This is a genomic window from Herbaspirillum sp. C9C3, from assembly GCF_013359625.1.
Classification (GTDB): domain Bacteria; phylum Pseudomonadota; class Gammaproteobacteria; order Burkholderiales; family Burkholderiaceae_D; genus Herbaspirillum.
The window spans coordinates 1-2,321 of sequence record NZ_JABFMQ010000056.1 but is presented as its reverse complement, the minus strand read 5'-3'; the positions used below and the strand labels follow the sequence as shown (position 1 = coordinate 2,321).

The 2,321-nt window shown below is 52.4% G+C and carries 1 protein-coding gene and 1 pseudogene; both read right to left on the bottom strand.

The genetic code is table 11. From position 1 onward, the window contains the following. Nucleotides 1–355: 355 nt before the first annotated feature. Nucleotides 356–718, bottom strand: coding sequence for a hypothetical protein (locus HNO82_RS22030; protein WP_217510001.1), 363 nt, complete (start codon nucleotides 716–718; stop codon nucleotides 356–358). A gap of 29 nt (nucleotides 719–747) precedes the next feature. Next, nucleotides 748–2,321: pseudogene (locus tag HNO82_RS22330) on the bottom strand (hypothetical protein); the annotation flags it as partial.

Below are 2,321 nucleotides of genomic sequence, written 5' to 3'. Positions count from 1 at the left end.
AAGACGCACATCTCTTCCTGCCGAGAGCGTGGCGTCGCCGCTGGCGGCAATGACGCCAGCATCGGCTTGCAGATCGCGGCCGGCCAGCAGCACCACGTCCTTGCCGCTGACGCTGGCTACCTGATTGATGTTGCTGCCCGTGGTAGCAGCATTGGCGGCTGTGACGATGGAATTGCGAAGAACGATATCCCGGCCCGCCCAATTTCATCTTCAATATCTTCACGGAGATTTCTTAGATCATGCGAGAACGTACCTACGATGATCTGGTCTTGGTTTTGCCTTTGGGCGGACAATCGGCTACACGGCGCAAATCTTAACAGCGGATAATCCCCGACACAGCGAGGATTTTGTCCGCTCAAAGCGAGAAAGTTACCTCACGATTCTCTGTCACCGCGACAACGAGGAAGTCGCGAAACTTCGTTATCTCTGATAGCAATAACTCTCGCGACACTCTCGCCTTAATGGGCTCGTGCTCCGATGTCCACCGATATATGAATTCAACGTTATCTATGTCCAGACTCTGCAAAGCTCTCGCTTTTTCATCGAGAGATTCAATTACTGCCTTCACTATCCCGAGGTCAGCCTCGTCCTCTTCGAACTGATCAAACATAGTGCCATGTTTGGCGTTGAAGTCTGACCAGAATCTCAGCGAGAACAACCACTCCGATAACGGTCCTGACAAGCGCAATGCGATTGCCCCTTCATCCATCGACACCATTGATTCCTGCATTCGCATAGCATTTCCCCTTAATTGACGGGATCAGTATTACTGAAGTGAGTTAGGCCATTTCGCACGCCAGACGGGACACCTGTTTGCGTTGTTCTATTCGGACCAATAAGTCGTACGTTATTCGGAATAATTTTGCCACTCTGATCAAGATACTGGCCGGCAGCATTTTGAATGCGATAGTAATTTCCTGCGTTATCGTACACCACAGACTTGCCGGTAGTTGGATTTGTATAGATCGTTTTTCCTGAGGCGGTGTACGTCACTTGCGGACTAGGTCCTGCGATTTTTTGAACCGTTTCACTCAACGATCCACTTGACCAGTTTCCGCTATTCGCTGTCGCTCTCGCTGCCCCTTGAGGATTGTAAACAGGGGAGGCGGATGCACCATTTCCGGACCTCGACTCTACCGAATTTACCGCAGCAGAATTTGCGGCGCTTGTGGAGTTGCTCCCGGATTTTTTAAGTCCTGTCTCTTCTGCAGTCTCGCTACCAGGATCAGCCGTTTGCACGCTTGCAGAAAAGACTTTACTATTTGTCCCGCTCATTTTTCTGGTGGGCGGAGATGCGCCCGCACCAACCGTATAAGGCTGCACCGCTACTGCACTTGATTCAGACGAATTGCTACTTGCGCCAAATAGCGGAGAAATCCCTGCTCTTGGCAACATGAACGACGACCCAATCTGTGCCAACTGCCCCATCGCAATCGTCAGGCCATCCCGGGTATCCGCACCTGCACCCGCTACGCCAGATCCCAGATAAGTGCCAGTGGCGAAAGAACTATTGGCTATCGAATCAACAACCGAGAAGAAGCGCGACAACTGCATACCAACTGGCGTCAGGCTTTCATAAGGTGTTATGTTCGGATAAATTCCCGCCTTCGCTCTCGCTTCATCAAAGATAAGTTCGTTGGTGCTTTTATTTCGGTACCAGTAGTCCCGCCATTTGAAGTTCTTGCTCGCATAGTCACCACGGTCAGAACTGGAACCCGCATAAGGGAAGCCATAAGTCGGACTGCTGCCATGCTGAACAAGCTGCCGCTTAGCTTCTTCGCCATTCTGTTTGGCATACCAAGCTAAATAGATCTCCAGATTCTGCTGATCATGCTTGGCCAAGGGTTGCCCAGAACGGTACTTGTTGAGCAGGCCATCACTGATCTGATCACCGATCTCCAGTAAAGCGAGTTGTTGTGCTTCATCCTTCGTCAGCGTCACCTTGCTCTGGACCTTTTGACGCAGAGCATTCAATCTCGCTCTGTCGGCGTGACCGAGGAAGTTATTGACAACCTCGTTATAAGCCGCAGCCCCACCCGGCGCCCCACCCACTGCCGTACCCACCAAGGTACTCGAGAACCCAGTCAACACCTTCGCCAGATCAGCATCCACACCAGCCTTATTCAGGGCTGCAGCCACATTAGGTGCGGCTAAGGTACCCACTCCCGCACCAGCTGCACCGGCAAGACCACCTGTGAGCCCGCCCACAACGGTGTGCGCCAAAGCCCGCATGTTTCCATCTGGCCCCCACTTGGTTTCCAACGCACTGGCCTGATCATTGAGCTGTGTTGCCACGGCAGGATCAGTTGCGGCATTGGCCT